Raw genomic sequence first — 17,122 nt, forward strand, 5'->3', positions numbered from 1 at the left:
TCGCTTAACCGCGGCCGGTGCTTTCGGCGTTTCTGAATGTCGAGAGATTTATAGGACGGCGTTGTGAGCCGGCACCACCCGCTGCTCCGCCGTCCTCGTAATACCCCGGCTTACACGAGGAGGGCTTGCGCCACTTCTACACCGGGGGTTCCTTCGCGAGTACCACCCCGCGCAGGACAACAGATGGCTTCACCAATGCCATTTGTCAACCAACACCAAACACGAGGAGAGCATGAAAGATTATGAAACCATAGAAGAAGTGCATCGAATGCACGAGGTGGGCGCCAACCCGACTGAAATCGGAAATGCGCTTAGCCTGCCGAGATCGACGGTAGCTTCAATTCTCCGCCGACCGATCCCAAAACCTACAGCCGACCGCATTGTCGTGCGGTGTGTTTCTAACGGTGGCTGGTCCACGGCCAATCACTGCGTCAGTTATATCGCAATGCCACGCATTCGTGCGCTGGAAGCCGCGAACGATAACTTCGAGCCGGGCGCAATCGCAGCCTGAGCCACGTTGGCCCGCATGTGCAGGCCACAGATCAACCTCCTGACAGGAGGAATATCAATGAAATCTCATAACTTGCGTGAGCCCCACAAGGCTTACGAAACCAAATTCACGCGGACTGGTGAGCGGGACACGACAAACCGCAAGCCTTATCGAACAGTCGCGCAGAAGCAGCATGCCCGCGACACTGCCGTCCTTAAAGACGGTCGGTATGTTTCTAACGCACCTGTGTCGTTCAGTAGAACGAAGCGGGGTGCAGCGTGACTTGCGAATGTGGTGACTGCTGGGATCTGCCCGGCTCAATTGTGACCCACAAGCTGACAGGCTGGAAGGGGATCATTATCGGAGATCGAGACGGCTGCATGTTCCTCACAGTGCGGTTCTGGATACCAGGTACCGGCCTTGGGACGATCGAGGTTTCGCGCTTCGAAGTTGAACCACCGGCCCTCAATGGCGACGGCGGTGGCGGCTCTGAGGTCGTAACAGAAGAAGACAATGTCATTCCGGTCGACTTCACCAAGGGCGTGAAATTGACAAAATCAACAAAGACGAGGGGAGTAGCTTGATGGGTAATGTGAAAGTTGGAGATAAGGTTAGAAGCCTGGTAACACAGATCGACGTTCGCGCAGGCGGACTTTACGAGGTAAAAACCGTCGATGGTGGTGATGTTTGGGTCATCGATGACGTTGGCGACAACTGGTATTTGGCGTCAGATGAATTTGAAACTCTGCCTGTAGTTGCGAAGGCGCAGACATTCAAGGTCGGTGATCGGGTGCGTTTGACTGCCAATGAGGGCGATGGTCGGTATAGCGGTTCCATCGGTGTCATCGAGAAAATCAATAATAATTATGCGCGCGTATTGTTCGATGCGCCCTTTACTGGATGGGGAGAAACAGGGCGCAATTGGCACGCACAATTATCTGACCTTGTCGCCGCCCCCCTCAAAATCGAAGCAGGCAAATACTACTGCACGCGTGATGGCCGTAAGGCTGGGCCATTGATGGCACGAAATAATGATTCATATGCATTTGCTGCTGATATAGCCGGTGATATCGGGATCCGCATCTTCCAGAAAGACGGTGTTCACGGCTCACGCTGGATAGGCAATGAGCCAAATCTCGACCTCATCGCCGAATGGGTCGACGAGCCTGTCAAAGCTGCTGCACCTGTTGCAAACCCCGCCATCGTCGCGCTGATTGAAAACGGCCAGCCAAAGCCGTCGGTGGCGCCGTTCCTTCATGCAAATGAAACGTTGGCCGCAAAGGAAGCAACGCGTCTAGCCGGTATCCATAAGGGCCAGGAGTTCGGCGTTTACGTGCTGACGCAGAAAGTTAGTGAGCCTGCACCATCCTATAAGCACGAATGGCAACGGTTCGCTGCGAAAGGCGAGAAGATTTCAGCGATCAAAGAGCTGCGATCTGTGACGGGTCTCGGGCTTAAAGCGGCAAAGGATGCCGTCGAACACTGGATCGCGCACGACGAGCCGTACTCGCGCATCGCCGCCTAACCAGCAAATCCCACCGTTAGACCAACCAGCCCCGCTGCAATCGCGGCGGGGAATGAGGAGGTATTATGCTCAGATTTAATAAGGGCGGTGCCGAATGACGGCGCCCTTCAAAGACTACATCGGTGAGGACGACCGGATCTTGTCCAGCGAAACTACGCTGGGCCTTGGTGATCGCTTCGTCATGGGGCTGGCAGTTGTCGCGGCTTTAGCGCTGGGCATCGGCTTTTACTCATGGGTGCTGTTGTGAACGCCGTCACGCCAGCCGGTAATGGCAACGGGAAGATTGCACGTTCGTTGGCTCTCACGGGGTTTACCCTTGGGCTTTTACTGGTCGTGGCAGGCTTCATTTTCTGGAACGCAGTGCTGCCTTTCTACGGCCTGCTTTATTTGTGGGGTGGCCAATGACCTACCCACGGTTTCCCACGCTGGCCACATCGGCGCCAGTCTGGCTGATCGGCTCGATCATCCTGCTGGCCATGATGATCGTCATTCAACTTACCCACTAACCACACACGAGGAGTTACTTATGGCTATCAGCCTATCAAGCCTCAAATCGACGAAGAGAAACGACCCGCCGGTCATGCTTTTGTATGGCGTCGACGGCATCGGCAAGACCAGCCTTGCATCTGAGTTTCCAGATCCGATTTATCTGGCCACAGAAGGCGAGCGTCCGCCATCTGATATCGAAATGGCAACGCCAGGCACAATTAAAAGCTTCGAAGATTTGCTCAACATTATCGGCGAACTGCTGACTGTTGAGCATGATCGGCGCACCGTGATTATCGACAGTGCCGACGGCCTCGAACCGCTTGTCTGGGCTGCGACATGTGCCCGCCTTGGTATCAACAGCATTGAGGAAGCTGGGTTCGGTAAAGGCTACGTGGAAGCCGACAACGAATGGAATGAGCTCATGTCTGCCCTGTCTGCGCTCGCTCAAGCCGGCATTTATGTGGTCATCCTCGCTCACCCCGAGATTGTGCGCTTCGACAGCCCGACGACAGATCCATATTCGAGGTACCAGCCGAAACTGCACAAGCGCGCTAATGCACTTGTTCGAGAAAAGTCTGATGTTGTGGCGTTCATGAACTACCGAGTTTCCATCAAGGAAAAGGAAGTCGCGCGCCAGACAAAGGTCGCCCATGCCGAGGGCGGCAAAGAGCGCCAGATCCATCTGAATGAAGGCGCAGGCTTCAACGCCAAGAACCGGTATTCAATGCCCGACGCCGTTCCATACCGCAAAGGGCAGGGCTTCACCGAGCTGGCGAAGTACTGGCCGGACACGATGCAGGAGGTTGCTTGATGGAAAAAGCACTAGCTGGACTGGTTACCGTTGCCGCCATTCTTTTCTTTGCACCGCTGATCGGCGTTCTCTTTGGCGCGTTTTCGGGATGGGTTGTCGGCTTCTTCTTCACTGAAACAGTGCAGGCATTCCTCACCGCTTTAAGCATCAATGCTGGACACATGTCACTTTGGCAGATCGGCGCTGCGCTTGGCTTCATCGGAGGGTTTGTCCGACCCACCGTGTTTCGCGCAAAGTCTTAACCTGCGCATTCACCACACCACCAACACGAGGAACTAACACATGGCGAGACTTGGAACGGCGTTTGACGCCACCCAACACGACACAACGCAGTCGGACTATTCCGAACTGCCGAACGGCACATACAAGATGGAAATCGAGGCGGCCGACGTGGTGCCGACTTCGACCGGCAGCGGCACCATTCTGAAAACAACGCTGAAGGTGCTCGAGCCCGCTGAATATGCTGATCGCAAGCTGTTCAACAACTACAACATTGAGAACAAGAACCCGACCGCTCAGGAAATTGGTCAAAGGCAATTTGCCAGCCTTTGCCGCGCGCTCGAAATGTCTTCGGTAGAAGACACCGACGATCTGCTCTTTAAGTCGTTCACGGTGCGAGTAGCCCTCGGCAAGCCTTCAAAGGACGGCCAGTATCCGGCGCGTGCCGAGATCAAGAAATACTTCTTCCCTGACGAAAACAACGTGCCTGAGCCGAGCATTGACGCTCAACAGCCTGCGGCGGCAGCGCAGCGATCAGCCAATGACAACCGCCCTGCAGCGGCAAACAACAACAAGCCATCGCAGCCTGCAAAAGCTGCGGGAAGCCGTCCTTGGTCTAAGTAAGCACCAAAAAGCTGCCGGTGCTTTCGCGCCGGTAGCCCACCGAACCAACACGAGGAGTTTTTATGGCTTACGAATCCGAGCGCAGACAGATCGATGGTGCGCTTCCGATACGCTTCGACGGTGCGTTTGTTGCTGGTGGCGCAGTCACAAGCGTCTTTACCGGGACTGACATCAATGACGTTGACTTGTATTTCAAATCTCGCCGCGCATTCGAGCGAGCTATTTATGACGCATATGAGGAAGGCCTATGGTGCGTGGCTGCCAGCAAGCGCGCCGTGACCTTCACCGATCAGAGCAACAATATTGCTCAGCTGATGTATTTTGACTTCTTCCCAAGTGCCCAGTCTATTTTTGACGCTTTTGACTTCACCATCTGCATGGGCGCGGTGGATCTGGATGCAGGCGCCAACAGCCCAGATTCCGGATTTACCTTTCATCCTGACTTTCTGAAGCACAACAGCCAGCGCTTTCTGAAATTCAATGCTGGCACTCGCTATCCACTCGCGTCAGCTACACGCGTCCTGAAGTATCAACAGCGTGGCTACACGATAGGCAAAGGCGACATTATGAAAGTTGCCTTGGCCGTTCGGGGTGTGAAAATTGAAACTTGGGAAGATCTGAAAGACCAGATCGGCGGCGCGTATGGTGACAAGGTTGTGTTGGGTAATGAGGACAAGCCCTTCACCATTGAGGCGGCTATCGAGGCACTGACTGTTGACGATGCCGAAAGCGAACCATGGGTGCAACCGGCCAACGATAACATGCCGGGCAGTGCCGAAGCGCTGCTGAACCACCTTGCCGATCTCAATGGCATCGAATTTGTTCCGCCTGAGCTTGACGAAGACGGCTGGCCTCTAGCAGCCAAAACTAACCACGGCGCGGTCACCAGCCGCGCCTAAACCACCAACACGAGGAGAAGCCCATGCGGGTAACGCTTGACCGAGCGCAGCTTGCGCACGCCTTGTCGACAGTGACAAAGGCAGTTGAGGCCAGAACGACAATCCCAATCCTTGGCAACGTGCTCTTGTCCGCGGACAAAGGACAGCTGAGCATCACAGGCACCAATCTTGACTTGGAAATCAGCACCATCTTGCCGGTTCTGGATAGCCAGGACGGCACTGTCACGGTTGCAGGTAAGCTACTTCTGGATATTGCGAAGCGCGCCACAAGTGACATTAGCTTGGAATCCGACGGCAATCATCTGATCGTTAAATCTGGCAAGAGCCGTTTCAAGCTGGACACGCTGCCAGCCGCTGACTTCCCGTCCTTCAATCACGGAAGCTTCGATACCACGATCGAAGTGGATCTCGCTTCGCTCGTGCAGACAGTCCAGTTTGCGGTCAGTACCGAAGAAACCCGTTATTACCTGAACGGCGTATTTCTGGAAGCCAAGGACGGACATATCGTTGCCACAGCGACAGATGGGCATCGTCTCGCGTCAACACGCATTGAACAGGAGGCCGCGTTTGCTCCGGTCATTCTGCCTAACAAGCTGCTGTCATTGCTGCCGACAGGCGTAGTGTCGGTTTCGCTATCGTCAAACAAAGTGATGGTCGAAAGCGGTTCGACTGTCATCGTGTCGAAGCTCGTCGACGGCACATATCCGGATTACGAGCGCGTTATTCCAAAGCCATCGGAGCGTTTCGCTACGCTGTCGGCAAAAGCATTGCGCGAAGCGGTCGGCCGCACATCAGTTATCGCCACCGAGCGTGGTAAAGCCGTTCGGTTCTCATTTGCTTCGGATGCTCTCACGCTGAACGTCGCTAATCCGGATCGCGGCGATGCAACTGAGGAGATGGAGGTCAACTTCAGTAGCGAGCCGCTGACGATCGGCTTCAATGGTCAGTATGTCACGGAACTCATGGCAGCGTTTGGTGCGGATGAAGTCACCATGTCGATGGCGGACTCTGGTTCGCCTGCGCTGATCACGTCAACCGGTCGGCCGGGATACAGGTGCGTAATTATGCCCATGCGCGTGTAGGACAATGGCTCCACTCCCCAAACCACAATCGACAACAGTCGGCGCGATCTACGCTGCTTACGAGGCCCAGGCAAAATCCTGGGACTCGTGGGGCATCAGCGTGGGCGAGGCGGGCGCAGAATGCGACAGGGCGCTTTGGTATGGCTTCAGGTGGGCTTCCGCCCACGAGGTGCACAGCGGCCGCCAGCTGCGCTTGTTTGAAACGGGCAACATCGAGGAAGACCGGCTGGTCGCTGATCTCGAGCGCATCGGCGTCGACGTTTACGGGCAGCAAGACAAGATCCGGCTTGTGTCGGGCTTTGTGCGCGGCAAGTGCGACGGTAAGGCAATGAATGTGCCGGAGGCGTCGAAGACAGAGCACCTACTAGAGTTTAAATCGAGCAATGCCAAGGGCTTCGCGCTGATTGTTAAGGACGGCTGCCAGAAAGCAAAGCCGTTGCACTATGCGCAGTGTCAGCTTGGAATGCATGCCTTCGGTTTAAGCCGGTGTCTTTATCTCGTCTCGTGCAAGGACAGCGACAGTCTCTATTCAGAGCGCATCGAATACGATCTGGAATTCTGCCTGCGATTGGTAGCGCGCTGCGAACGCATCGTGTTTTCGGACATACCGCCGAGCAGAATTAGCGAAAACCCGGAGTTCTTTGGATGCATGTTCTGCAAGCACAAAGCTGTCTGCCATCATGAGGCACAGCCGCGCGTGAACTGCCGCACATGCCTTCATGCTCAGCCTGAGAGCGGCGGCGATTGCCATATCTCATGCGCACGATGGGCAAAGCCTTTGTCGATCGATGAACAGCGTGACGGGTGCCCAGCGCACTTGTATCTGCCGGGCATGGTGAATGGTGAGCAGATCGATGTCGATGAGGACGCAGAAACGATCACTTATCGCATGAAGTCGGGAGAGGTTTGGGTTGATGGTGAGGGAAGGAAGGCGGCGTGAGTAAAAAGGCACGACCAATTTGCCCACTTTGTGACGAGAGAGCAACGCGTAGTGAAACCCGTTTCGGTATCCGCCATGACTGTTGTGGGCTTTGGTCATGGGGAAATAAGCCTCTCGCTAATGCTGAGACCCACGCGGCCCGTCGACAAGCGCACGATGTCTTTGACCGCCTTTGGAAAACTAAATCGCTATCACGGGGAGAGGCTTATCTTGCTCTTTCTTGGGCGACAGGCTGGCCCGAACCCGAATGCCACATGATGCACATGCCAAAAGAAATGGCTGCACAAGTGCCCGCCGCTGTCGCAAAGATTTGGAAGGAATTACAACAACATGGCACTTCGATACTATCAGCGCGAAGCTGTTGATGCCGTTTTTGACTACTGGAAGGAAGAAGCGGGCCATCCTTTGGTTGATATGGCCACAGGCACTGGTAAGTCGATGACGCTAGCCACGTTATTTCAGGAGTTAATCACCGGCTGGCCAGACATGCGTCTCTGTTGTGTTACCCATGTCGTGGAATTAGTCGAAGGCAATTTCAAAGAATTGCTCGGTATCGCTCCATTTGCACCTGCTGGCCTTTATGCATCAGCGCTGGGGCAACGAAGTGCGCGTGCACAAATCCTGTTCGCTCAACTCCAGACGGTCTACGACAAGGCCAGCCAGATCGGTCACGTCGACGTTCTTGGCATCGACGAAGTGCATCTGGTGCCGAACGACGCCAACACAATGTATCGACAGTTCATTGACGCTCTACTAGCGATCAATCCTGAAATGAAGATCGTCGGCCTCTCTGCAACTCCGTATCGCCTAGATAGCGGACGATTGGATGAAGGAGAGGATCGCCTTTTCGACAAAACTGTTTACACCTACGGCATTCGCGAGGGAATTGACGATGGCTATTTGACCCCCATCACATCGAAGCCGACAGAAACCAAACAGGATACGTCTCATGTGCCGATGCGGGGTAATGACCTTGCAAAGGGGGCACTACAGAAAGCTGTGGATCGTGACGATCTCAACCGTCGCATTATTGAAGAGGTTTTCGACACTGAAGGACACCGCCGCACGAGCCTTTTCTTTTGTGCCGGTGTTGAGCACGCCACCAACGTCAGGGATATCATTCGGCAGGCGGGACGGACATGCGAAGTGTTACATGGCAAGACGCCTCGCGGCGAGCGGCGAGATATCATTAACGCTCTGAAGAACGGCGAAATCTGGGGCGTCAGCAACGACAACGTAATGTCGACTGGGACGAACGTGCCGCGAATTGACTTGATCGTGGATATGGCTCGCACGAAATCGGCTAGCCGTTACGTTCAGCGAGTGGGACGCGGTACGCGCATCATATATCCACCTCGATTTGATCCAGAAGCGGCGACAGCAGATGAGCGTAAAGCAGCGATTGCGGGCTATCTGAAGCCAAATTGCAGATACATGGACTTCGCTGGTAACATTTCCGAGCACGGACCAGTCGATATGATTGAGCCGCACAAACCAACCAAGGGCGATGGAACCGCACCGATAAAAATCTGTCCTGGCTGCGAGGAGCAGCTGCATGCGTCTTTGCGTAGATGTTGGTGCTGCGGCCATGAATTTGAAATTGATGATACACCTAAGCTTCAAGAGCGCGCAACGGATGCACCTATCATCAGCACTGCCGAAGCAGAATGGCGCAAGGTAACCGGAAGGACGTTTCACTTTCACGAAGGTAAGGGCGACAAGCCACCGTCGGTCAAGTGCAGCTACATCGCGGGCTATACGCAGATCAATGAATGGCTTTGCCCTCAGCATACCGGTTTCGCACAAACCAAGGCGCATCGATGGTGGACACAACACGGAGGCCAGCGGCCGTTTCCAAAGACGGTGATGGAATGGCTCGAACGTCAGCGTGAGTTGCTCACCACCGACGAAATCAGCGTCGTTCCGAATGGCAAATACTGGAATGTGAAAGACGTAAGGGCAGGAACCGCGGCCGATAACGACAACGTTCCGGAGTCTGCGAACGACAATGTGTCGGTAGGCCTTTCGGAGATGCTGGACGACGAGATTCCGTTCTGAAGCAAGCCCCAAAAACAAGAAAGCCCGCTGCACTGGGAGGAGGAGTGTGCAACGGGCTGATCTGGAAAGCGCGACTGGGAGGAGGAGTGCCGCGCTTCGAGTTCAGCCTCTGGGAGGAGGAGTGAGACTGAACAACCCGAAGATAGGTAGCTGGTATGATGATTACAATGGGCGATGATGCACATCAGTTATGCAGCATATGCATGGCCCTAAAAATGGAAAACCGCCCGGCAGCGCAGAAGCGCGCGCAGGCGGTCTTGTCCTCCCCGACGACGATCGTTTAGCAGTATTGATTTAGTAAAGCAACAAGTACCGATAAATACATAATCCCACAAGGTTAGTGGTATTTGATTTGTTCTTATGAGTACATGAATGGCCCAGCGTTCTTCTTCAGAAAAGGCCCGTATCGCGCTTGGGCGGGGGGCTTGGGTCGCGCGATACGGGTGCCGTCCTGCGAACAGGATGCCGATATTAAATAGGTACGAGCGCTGAATTCGGAAATGACAGTTTGTTGCAGTTGCAAATTGTTAGTGCAGCAACCAAAAAAGTCGCCCTGCAGCGAGGGCTGTCAGAGCGACTGCGTACGGCGCCCCCACCCGGAAGCCAATACGCAATTCAAACGTAACATCAAAGGCATGCAAGTAAAGTTACATTTACTTTAGATTCCTATTGCACCGACTGACGACCCCACCACAATGAGCATTACCCGGCCTCACCAGCCAACCACACGAGGAGCACAAATGAAAAATCCTGACACTGAAACATACGATCCGTACAACGCCACAACCACAGCGCAGGCAGGCCACAACAACCCGCCGACTTCCCTGTATGAAGAGATCAAGCAGGAAATCGAAGACCTGTTCGACGAGGCGAAGAACTTCGCGGACGGCGAAGAGATCGACAATCAGGCGTTGGCAGACGCTGTGACTGAGTTGCACGATAAGCTTCACGATGCTGGCAACCGTGCCGATACCGCTCGCAAGACTGAAGCCAAGCCACACGACGATGCGAAAGCTGAAATCCAGGCGCGCTACAATAAGCTGATCGGCAACACCAAGACGTCAGGCAAGGGCAAGGTCGTGCTCGGCAAGGAAGTGCTGCAAGGGCTGCTGACTCCATGGCGCAATAAGGTTGCCGCCGAAAAGGAAGCTGCTGCCAAGGCAGCGCGTGAAGAAGCCGACCGCGTAATCCGCGAGGCGCAGGAGGCAATTCAGGCGAGCGCGGGCAATCTGGAAGCTCGCGAGCAGGCCGAAGAACTGGTCAAGGAAGCCAAACAGGCTGAACGGTGGGCTAAGCGTGAAGACAAGGCGGCAACGACTGGCACTGGCCTTCGCTCTGTATGGCATTGCGATCTGGTTGATGAAGGCGTGGCTTTGGATTGGGCATATGGCCGTGCGCCGGAGCGTTTCAAAGCTGTCGTGCAAGCAATGGCCGAGGAAACCGTACGCGCCGGTATGCGTCAGGTGCCGGGCTTTAATGTGCGAGAGGAAAGGGTGGCGCGGTGAGGGTATCGGTCTTTAGACTTTAAGATCGTATTGGGCGCGATAATGGTCGCGAACTTCTTCGAATTTGTGAAGAAACTCTCTCGAGGCCGCTGAAATTGCAGGGATAGCGCTCCAACCATCGTCTTGCGTCACAATCCTGACGTCAACGTCGAAACCCAGCGCGATCAATCTCGATTTGATAATTTCTACCAATTCATCAGCGGTCTTCAATTCTTTAGTCATGGCAACTCCTAACTAAAAATTAAGTCTATCACACACCCCGCCAGCCACCAACTGGCGGGTTACCACACACGAGGAGAGAATGAATGCATGCACCGCTACCCAGCGGGCCTTTCGGCTGCGTCCTTGCGGACCCGCCTTGGTCTTTCAGAACATATGGTAAAAAAGACGTCGCGCCAGCACGAGGTCGCCAGCCTTACGGCGTGATGTCGCTCGACGATATTAAAGCGCTGCCTGTCGAACAGGTCTGCGCTCGCAACTGTTTGTTGTTCATGTGGACCGTTTCCCATCTGCAGGCTGCTGCAATCGATGTGGCTGCCGCATGGGGCTTTAAGCCCGTCAGCGTTGCTTTTGTCTGGGACAAAGGCCGCATGGGCATGGGGTATTGGACACGGCAGGAAGTCGAAATCTGTCACCTGTTCAAGCGAGGTATGCCTCGCCGTCTATCGAAAGGCGTGCGCTCCCTTATCAAAGCTCCACGCCGCGAGCATTCCCGCAAACCAGATGAGCAATACGGACGCATCGAGAAGCTGGTTGACGGTCCTTATCTCGAACTCTTCGCGCGTCAGGCGTGGCCAGGTTGGTCTTCATGGGGCAACGAGTCTGAGAAGTATTTGGCCGCAAACGACAATCTGGATTTGCTAGGGAGGGTGGCTTAATGGCGAAACTCACGAAGGCTCAAGCAAAGGCGCACTCTCAAGCAGTTGCCCTCCTTCAGCAAGAACGATTGTCGGAAGACGATAAGGAATTCGTATATCGCAACTGGAACGAGGGCGCGAACCACGTAAACGGCGCAGCTGGTGCTTTCTTCACCCCATTCGATATGGCGTTTGATTTTGCGATAGATGCTGGCGGCGGTCGCATTATTGACCTGTGCGCTGGGATTGGAATGCTCTCTTACGCAATTTGGCAGCGTAGCCGTTTCAACGATAATAGGCCGCAAATTACCTGTGTAGAGCGTAATGCCGAGTATCTTGAGGTCGGGAAAAAGTTGCTGCCAGAAGCAGAATGGATTCACGCTGACGTATTTGATGTTCTCGATATGGGACTGGGGCACTTCGACACTGCGATTAGCAACCCTCCGTTCGGAAACATCAAGCGGACCAGAAACTCTCCGAGATACAGCGGCAAGGATTTCGAATTCCACGTAATTGATATTGCGTCCCACCTAGCAGACTGCGGCACGTTCATCGTCCCCCAAATGTCGGCAGGCTTCAATTATTCCGGACGGAATAGCTATGAACGTCAGACCAGTGGCAAAGCCGTTAAGTTTCAGGAGTTGACCGGTCTGCATTTCGATACAGGCTGCGGCGTCGATACTGCCTATTTCATCGATCAGTGGAAAGGCGTCTCTCCAATGTGCGAGATCGTTTGCGTTGAATTTACAGATACGCCAGTCGTTGCCGCGAAAGCGCAACCGGCGAACGACAACCAACCGCTTGTGCAGCCCAGCCTCTTCGGTGACGCAGCATGACCCATCCAGATCAATGCCACATCTGCTCCCGCCACGCCGTAGGGCTCGGCGTGCAGGGGCACAAAGAACCGATCCGCTGGCTATGCAAGGAATGCGCAGACATTGCCGAGCATATCCGTACCCGCCGCAGGCTAGATCCGTACGAACAGCGCGCGCTTGATACCGGCGTTGAGGCGGTTGGGGAATTTTTGCAGTCCATACAGAAAACCGACCTTGCTGAGTGCGACGAGCTGGAAGCACGCATGCTGGTCAAGGCCGCATGGGAAGGCTGCGGGCGAGGGATGCGGGAAGCTTTAAAGGAGGCTCCGTTTTAGGAAAGGCGCCCTAGTTCGTCGACGGAGGCTCAATCGATGGCATTCTACGAAGCAGAACGTCGTTATATTCCGCCCCGTCTCGACCATGGTGGACGTTCCTATGACAAGTCGGACAAAGCGCGATCACGAATGCAGGATCATCAGGGCCGCCATCACTCACTCGACGAATATGATGAGGTTCTAGATACGGTTGGCCATTCACTCGTATAAAGGGTGCTTCGCAGCCACAACCTTCACAATGACCGTTGGCCCGAGCAAGGACGTAATCTCTAACATGCCGGCTTCGCTCATAGATCGTTCGGATTGATGCCTTACCCTCGCGGATGCCGGCGGCTTCTTTTGCAAGGAGCCGCATGGCAGCGAGGTCGGCTGTCGGTGTGGGTTGATCATCCTCGACTAACTCTTCAACAATGTTTTCTAAGTTTCGGAGTTCAAAAATGATCGCTTTACGCATGTCATTGTTGCGATCGGGTGATTGTCCCCATCGCCAGCCTTCACAGATAAAGCCACCCCGAAAAACTAGGTCTTTGCCTTTTCCGAGGTTCTCGAAAAGTAGAAGGTCGTTGCCTGATGCGGCGTGGTCGCGAATGGCTTTGTTTCCACGTACCATTTCCATATCGCCGACCTGGCCCTCGCCATAGTAGTCAAAACGACCATCTGGAAGATGCTGATCTTCATAGCCGTAATGGCTTCCAGCTTTGCCGGTGATGATGAAGATTACATTGTGGCCGGACGGAGTGATGATGCCGCCCTGCCGCTGGCCGGCAAAGTGTTCGTGGATGTCCTTCCGGCGATTGTACTTCCTACCGACGATAAAACCCAAAGTCATGCTGCCCCCGATTCAAACATCAAGATCAGCATTACATTATCGTTGAAAAGTGTGCCAGCTCGTCAGGAAGCCTGACGCTTTGCCTCGAGCGTGTTGAGAAGGTCGCTAAGTTCCTTGGCATCGCGGTAGTTCAGACCTACCGCCTGCCTTGATCCCATTTCGACTAGCTTTTGAGCTTTCTGATCAAACACTGACCAAGTGTCGTTTACTCCGTTCGATGTCTTGTAGCGTCCACCGATGTACCGTCCACCCGTTAATGTCGATCTGCTCATGCGAGTCCTTTCAAGGAACGAATCAATTGAAAACAATGAGTACAGCTATGGTTAATTCAGCGCAACCTTTGGTCAATGATGCTGACCCAATGCTCGACGTCGCGCTGTCGTTCGCACACCAGCAATGGCCAGTCTTTCCCTGCCGCCATCGCGACGAAGAATATGTCGATCAGGACGGTTGTATTGAGATCCTCGCCACCAAGACCCCCCTCACAAGCAACGGGTTCCGTGGCGCGACGCTCAATGAGCGCATCGTTCGCGAATACTGGCGCCGCAATCCATCTGCTATGATTGGCGTACCAACCGGTGCGCCGATTGGCGCATGGGTTCTTGATATCGATCCGAAACACGGCGGTGACGAAACGCTTGCATCGCTGGAGGCCAGCCATGGCGAGCTGCCAGCGACGCTAACAGCGGAAACCACGAGCGGTGGCCGTCACTATTTCTTTCGTCACCGTCAGGGCGTTCGCAACCGCGGCGCGCTTGGCTTAGGCGTCGATGTGCGCGGTGACGGCGGTTATGTCATTGCGGCCGGGAGCGTGCCGGAGGTTGGACTGCCTTATCGCTGGATATCAGAGCAAGAGCCAGTCGACGCGCCAGACTGGTTGCTGGAACTGGTACTGCCGCGCTCATATGAAAGCACGTACACCGCAGCGCCGTCTGTCGGTGGCAAGATCAACGACCGCTATGTCGAGCGTGCGGTTCAATCAGAGCTGGACGATCTGGCGCTTGAACCGATGGGCAATCGCAACAACCGGCTGAACGACGCGGCATTCCGTTTGGGCACCCTCGTCGGAGCGGGCGCTCTGGCTGAATCCGAAGCGCGCGCTTTGCTACAAGACGTAGCCAGAGGCTGGGGCCGCGATTGGCCACGCTGCGTCAAGACCATCGACAACGGCCTTGCTGCTGGTGCCCGCAGCCCACGCAGCGTGCCGCAAAATGACAACGACAACACACGTCTGGTCGATATCAGCCGCATGATCGCCAATGGGCTGGCCAAAGCTGAGGCGCGCAGCGACGTTGTTGCCGAGCAAGTTGCGGACTTCGATTTATCTGTAAGCGAAGCGGAGCAAACTACTGAAAACAAACGTGCAATCATTGCAACGCCTTTTGTCTGGAAAGACCCGTCGACGCTTCCACGGCGCGAGTTTGCGTTTGGTAAGCACTTCATTCGCAAGTATGTTTCAGTGACGGTCGCGCCGGGCGGTCTTGGCAAAACTGCTAACAGCATCGTCGAGGCATTGGCCATGGCATCGGGTAAAGCTCTGAATGGCACTAAACCGCCGAAGCGTCTAAAGGTCTGGCTTTTCAATGCCGAAGATCCGCGCGACGAACTTGAGCGCCGCATCATGGCGGCATGCATTCATTTCAATCTGAAGCCAGCTGATATCGATGGACATCTGTTTCTGGACAGCGGCCGAGAACAGGAATTGGTCATTGCGATCGATGACAAGAAAGGCGTGCGCATTCAGGAGCCAGTCGTCGAAGCTGTCGTCGAAACGATCTCTGAGCTCGGCATTGACGTGATGATTGTTGACCCGTTCGTGTCGACGCACCAGGTCAATGAAAACGACAACGGCGCAATCGACAAGGTGGCCAAGCTTTGGGCGCAGGTCGCTGACCGGACGAACTGCTCAATCGATATCGTGCATCATCTGCGTAAGGTGAGCGATCGTGAAGCGACAGTCGAAGACGCTCGCGGTGCTGTGTCCCTGATCGGTGCGGCGCGCTCGGTGCGTGTGCTCAACCGCATGTCGGAAGCGCAAGCCAGTGAGGCAGGCCTTACACACGAAGCGCGATTTTCATATTTCAGCGTGGTCTATGGCAAGTCGAACTTGTCGGCGCTTTCGCACAAGGCTGACTGGCGCAAGCTGGAAAGTGTGGCGCTCGGGAATGGGCAGGGACTGACCAAGCCTCAAGACCATGCGCCGGTCGTGACGTCATGGGCATGGCCGACAAGCGAGGAAGTTGCAGAAACGCTGACCGAAGACGAACGCGACGCAATCCGGGGTGTCGTTAACGGTGGCATGTATAAGCCGGCGCCACAGGCCAAGGATTGGGTAGGCCGTGCAGTTGCGTATGCGCTGCAGCTGGACGTCGACGAAGAGGCCGACAAGAAGCGCGTCGGGATGATCACCAAGGCGCTGTTCGCGGAGGGCTTCTTAATGAAGGTGGAAGACCGCGACCCTGTTCAGCGTAGGGCCACGACGTTTGTTCGAGCTGTATAATAGTGTAGCCTCAAACGAGTGAATCGTGCGGGGCTTTAAAGATGAATATAATTTGGACGATAGTACTATCTAGTCTTACAGCGATGGTCGTTCCGGCGGCCGTCGCTTTTGTGTTTAAGGATATTATTGCGAAATGGATTGGTGGAAGATTGCAGCACGGTTTTGATGTGAAGCTAGCTGAACTAAACGGGCGCATTAAAGCTCAGCAGGATTCCCATACAGCCTTGCGGACTGGGGCGCTTTCCGTGCTTTCTAAGCAGCATGAATTGCTGAATGAACGCATAAGATTGGCTTGCGAGAATTTGTGGGCAGATGTGCAGTATGATAAGAAATATGATTTCTTTTTGCATACAATGTCTAGGGTAAATTTTAGTAAAACAGTTGAAATTTTAAATAAGAAAAATGATGAGGCTAATAAAATTAAGTTGTTTTTTGATACTATATGGACATCATCTGGAATTGATAAATTGCAAAAAGATGAGAGGGCAAAAGTGAGCATAGATAGGATTTATATCCCTGATGATATATATTCTGCTTATGTTGCGTATACGTCTATTTCATCTCATGTTGTTGCTAGAGCAATGATGGTGAGGAATGACTTGCCTCCGACTCTCGTAAAGGAGAAGGAGGATACAGCCAAAGCAATCAAGGTGGCCTTGCCAGACAGAGCAGACTTTGTAGACCGTTATGACTTAGAGTCATTTGTATACCTGAGAGATGACTTAGAGCGTTTCATGCTTCAAAAGATTTCCGCAACACTTATGGGTCCGACGCGCGCTCTAACAGTTGTGCGCAGTTCCGCCGAGGTAATGAACGAAGCGATAATCAATGGAGTTGGAACTCCACCTGATGTGCCAGAATCAATATTCAAACCGCTGTGATACAACTCGATGGCACAATCAAAATACAACCATAGGTAACGCGTAAGTCATACTGCGTAAGTCTCAAAAAACCTAAAAAGACTTGCGCAAAAGCACGCTGCTTTTAGTGCGTAAGAGTTCTTATATAGAAACTTACGCACAAAGCGCGCAGCGCGTAGTTCTATGCGTTTGAGAACTACGCACTTTTTAGAAAATTTCCTGATTGAAAAATACAACCTGATTTGAGGTTGGTTGAAATTTTGCCGGTTGCGCTTGACCGACCT

At 54.0% G+C, this 17,122-nt stretch carries 23 protein-coding genes; 20 read left to right on the top strand and 3 right to left on the bottom strand.

Annotation, left to right across the window (positions count from 1 at the left end; translation table 11 throughout):
* The first annotated feature begins 232 nt into the window (after positions 1-232).
* From RT142_RS05560 to RT142_RS05625, 15 genes are all read left to right on the top strand, one after another.
* A complete protein-coding gene (locus tag RT142_RS05560) occupies positions 233-511 on the top strand; it encodes a hypothetical protein (protein WP_231194973.1) in 279 nt (92 codons plus the stop codon).
* A 57-nt stretch (positions 512-568) separates the two neighbouring features.
* Positions 569-772, top strand: a complete 204-nt coding sequence (locus tag RT142_RS05565) for a hypothetical protein (protein WP_113499174.1) — start codon at positions 569-571, stop codon at positions 770-772.
* Complete coding sequence (locus RT142_RS05570) at positions 769-1,074, top strand: hypothetical protein (RefSeq protein WP_313027839.1); 306 nt, start codon at positions 769-771, stop codon at positions 1,072-1,074. The genes RT142_RS05565 and RT142_RS05570 overlap by 4 nt, the downstream gene beginning before the upstream one ends.
* The gene (locus RT142_RS05575) at positions 1,074-2,015 is read left to right on the top strand and encodes a ribosomal protein L7/L12 (protein WP_313027841.1); all 942 of its coding nucleotides are present in this window, start codon (positions 1,074-1,076) and stop codon (positions 2,013-2,015) included. Before RT142_RS05570 ends, RT142_RS05575 begins: the two co-directional genes overlap by 1 nt.
* A 94-nt stretch (positions 2,016-2,109) precedes the next feature.
* Positions 2,110-2,262, top strand: coding sequence for a hypothetical protein (locus tag RT142_RS05580; protein WP_162761746.1), 153 nt, complete (start codon positions 2,110-2,112; stop codon positions 2,260-2,262).
* Positions 2,247-2,420 (top strand): hypothetical protein, encoded by a 174-nt coding sequence (locus RT142_RS05585; protein WP_313027843.1) that lies wholly within the window; start codon positions 2,247-2,249, stop codon positions 2,418-2,420. Before RT142_RS05580 ends, RT142_RS05585 begins: the two co-directional genes overlap by 16 nt.
* Positions 2,421-2,541: 121 nt before the next feature.
* Entirely contained in the window at positions 2,542-3,315 is a 774-nt protein-coding gene (locus RT142_RS05590) for an ATP-binding protein (RefSeq protein WP_313027845.1), read from the top strand.
* Positions 3,315-3,557 (top strand): hypothetical protein, encoded by a 243-nt coding sequence (locus tag RT142_RS05595; RefSeq protein ID WP_094544780.1) that lies wholly within the window; start codon positions 3,315-3,317, stop codon positions 3,555-3,557. Before RT142_RS05590 ends, RT142_RS05595 begins: the two co-directional genes overlap by 1 nt.
* Positions 3,558-3,597: 40 nt before the next feature.
* A complete protein-coding gene (locus RT142_RS05600) occupies positions 3,598-4,158 on the top strand; it encodes a DUF669 domain-containing protein (RefSeq protein ID WP_313027847.1) in 561 nt (186 codons plus the stop codon).
* 62 nt (positions 4,159-4,220) lie between these two features.
* A complete protein-coding gene (locus RT142_RS05605) occupies positions 4,221-5,057 on the top strand; it encodes a hypothetical protein (RefSeq protein WP_313027848.1) in 837 nt (278 codons plus the stop codon).
* 23 nt (positions 5,058-5,080) lie between these two features.
* The gene (dnaN, locus tag RT142_RS05610) at positions 5,081-6,139 is read left to right on the top strand and encodes a DNA polymerase III subunit beta (RefSeq protein WP_313027849.1); all 1,059 of its coding nucleotides are present in this window, start codon (positions 5,081-5,083) and stop codon (positions 6,137-6,139) included.
* A 4-nt stretch (positions 6,140-6,143) separates the two neighbouring features.
* Positions 6,144-7,079: an oxidoreductase gene (locus RT142_RS05615; protein ID WP_313027850.1), complete on the top strand. Its 936-nt coding sequence runs from the start codon at positions 6,144-6,146 to the stop codon at positions 7,077-7,079.
* Positions 7,076-7,444, top strand: a complete 369-nt coding sequence (locus RT142_RS24350; protein ID WP_409558567.1) for a zinc-finger-containing protein — start codon at positions 7,076-7,078, stop codon at positions 7,442-7,444. The genes RT142_RS05615 and RT142_RS24350 overlap by 4 nt, the downstream gene beginning before the upstream one ends.
* Positions 7,410-9,137: a DEAD/DEAH box helicase family protein gene (locus RT142_RS05620; protein ID WP_313027851.1), complete on the top strand. Its 1,728-nt coding sequence runs from the start codon at positions 7,410-7,412 to the stop codon at positions 9,135-9,137. The genes RT142_RS24350 and RT142_RS05620 overlap by 35 nt, the downstream gene beginning before the upstream one ends.
* A gap of 740 nt (positions 9,138-9,877) precedes the next feature.
* Positions 9,878-10,642, top strand: coding sequence for a hypothetical protein (locus RT142_RS05625; RefSeq protein WP_313027853.1), 765 nt, complete (start codon positions 9,878-9,880; stop codon positions 10,640-10,642).
* Between the two features lie 12 nt (positions 10,643-10,654).
* On the opposite strand, the gene RT142_RS05630 is transcribed toward RT142_RS05625, so the two are convergent.
* On the bottom strand, positions 10,655-10,864 hold the full coding sequence (locus RT142_RS05630) for a hypothetical protein (protein ID WP_094544614.1): 210 nt from the start codon (positions 10,862-10,864) through the stop codon (positions 10,655-10,657).
* Between the two features lie 83 nt (positions 10,865-10,947).
* On the opposite strand from RT142_RS05630, the gene RT142_RS05635 reads away from it, so the two are divergent.
* The 3 genes from RT142_RS05635 to RT142_RS05645 are packed head-to-tail and all read left to right on the top strand — an operon-like array spanning position 10,948 to position 12,649.
* On the top strand, positions 10,948-11,520 hold the full coding sequence (locus RT142_RS05635) for an MT-A70 family methyltransferase (protein ID WP_313027856.1): 573 nt from the start codon (positions 10,948-10,950) through the stop codon (positions 11,518-11,520).
* Positions 11,520-12,335 (top strand): methyltransferase, encoded by an 816-nt coding sequence (locus tag RT142_RS05640; RefSeq protein WP_313027857.1) that lies wholly within the window; start codon positions 11,520-11,522, stop codon positions 12,333-12,335. The genes RT142_RS05635 and RT142_RS05640 overlap by 1 nt, the downstream gene beginning before the upstream one ends.
* On the top strand, positions 12,332-12,649 hold the full coding sequence (locus tag RT142_RS05645; RefSeq protein WP_313027859.1) for a DUF6511 domain-containing protein: 318 nt from the start codon (positions 12,332-12,334) through the stop codon (positions 12,647-12,649). Before RT142_RS05640 ends, RT142_RS05645 begins: the two co-directional genes overlap by 4 nt.
* Before the next feature lie 10 nt (positions 12,650-12,659).
* Here RT142_RS05645 and RT142_RS05650 read toward each other — a convergent pair whose 3' ends face one another.
* Complete coding sequence (locus RT142_RS05650) at positions 12,660-13,478, bottom strand: HNH endonuclease (protein WP_313027860.1); 819 nt, start codon at positions 13,476-13,478, stop codon at positions 12,660-12,662.
* 62 nt (positions 13,479-13,540) lie between these two features.
* A complete protein-coding gene (locus RT142_RS05655) occupies positions 13,541-13,750 on the bottom strand; it encodes a hypothetical protein (protein ID WP_024898821.1) in 210 nt (69 codons plus the stop codon).
* A 47-nt stretch (positions 13,751-13,797) separates the two neighbouring features.
* Between RT142_RS05655 and RT142_RS05660 the strand changes: the two genes are divergently transcribed.
* The gene (locus RT142_RS05660) at positions 13,798-15,978 is read left to right on the top strand and encodes a bifunctional DNA primase/polymerase (RefSeq protein ID WP_313027863.1); all 2,181 of its coding nucleotides are present in this window, start codon (positions 13,798-13,800) and stop codon (positions 15,976-15,978) included.
* A 41-nt stretch (positions 15,979-16,019) separates the two neighbouring features.
* A complete protein-coding gene (locus RT142_RS05665) occupies positions 16,020-16,859 on the top strand; it encodes a hypothetical protein (RefSeq protein ID WP_313027865.1) in 840 nt (279 codons plus the stop codon).
* Positions 16,860-17,122 lie beyond the last annotated feature (263 nt).

Origin of the sequence: Brucella sp. (genome assembly GCF_032066345.1) — a bacterium.
Taxonomy (GTDB): Bacteria; Pseudomonadota; Alphaproteobacteria; order Rhizobiales; family Rhizobiaceae; genus Brucella; species Brucella pseudogrignonensis.